We start from the raw sequence: 820 nt of genomic DNA, 5'->3' as shown, positions 1-820 counted from the left end.
ATATTAATACATCCTTTAAAACTTTAATGGATAATACGTTTCAACCACTGGAGAAGCACCGTGTGCCACATGGTATTCTATTAGATTTTGGCATGGAGTTTACCCATGTGCCTGCCTATAACGGTACGCTTACCGATACTACCTTTATTAACAAAAGAGTACTAAAGGAAATTTACAATACCTTGTTAATGAGTCGTATTACTACAACTTCAACAGGCTTTGTAACCTCAGAAGATTTTAATACAAACTGGCGTAACAATCGTAGCTCGAATTATATTGCATTATCTGGCTTGTTTTTTAATTACAGTAGATTTAATCAGAATGCTTACCCCAACAAACTTAATTATGTAAACAATAAATTTGATGATAAATATATTAATGGTGTCTGGCAAAACCCCTACGAAACTTTAAAAACTTTTGCAATAGCCACACCTATAGATGTGTACGACGGGTTAAACTTTAATGTAAAAGTGCCACAGAGCATTTTTTATAGTAATGCATCGTCCAGCATTAACAGGTTGGAGATAGATTTTGCAGACGGTAATGGGTATAGGCAAGTTGGCTTTAATCAAGAAGTATCCGTAAATTACACAACTGCAGGTAACAAAACTTGGAAATATAAGTTGGTACTAACCAATGGGCAAAGTTTATATGCCCAATCTAAAATTAAAATAACAGGAAGTGTTACATATACAGGAAATATTGCGGCTAAAACTTTAGGGCAAAAAGGTGTGGCCAATTGGGTATGCGATAATTCTGGGCGGTATCAGTTAGAGGCCGAGGCAGAAATTGCACATTTGGGTGTTTTCGGTACAGCTAC

General features: G+C 35.9%; 1 protein-coding gene. It reads left to right on the top strand.

All coding sequences use genetic code 11. The features are described from left to right. Window positions 1-26: 26 nt before the first annotated feature. Window positions 27-820, top strand: a 794-nt coding sequence (locus J8281_RS18890) for a hypothetical protein (protein ID WP_210199224.1), incomplete at its 3' end; no start/stop codon positions are given.

The organism is Aquimarina sp. U1-2, assembly GCF_017897595.1.
In the GTDB taxonomy this organism is placed as follows: Bacteria; Bacteroidota; Bacteroidia; order Flavobacteriales; family Flavobacteriaceae; genus Aquimarina.
Note: the sequence above shows the minus strand (reverse complement) of the source record. Positions and strands in the feature narration are given on the sequence as shown.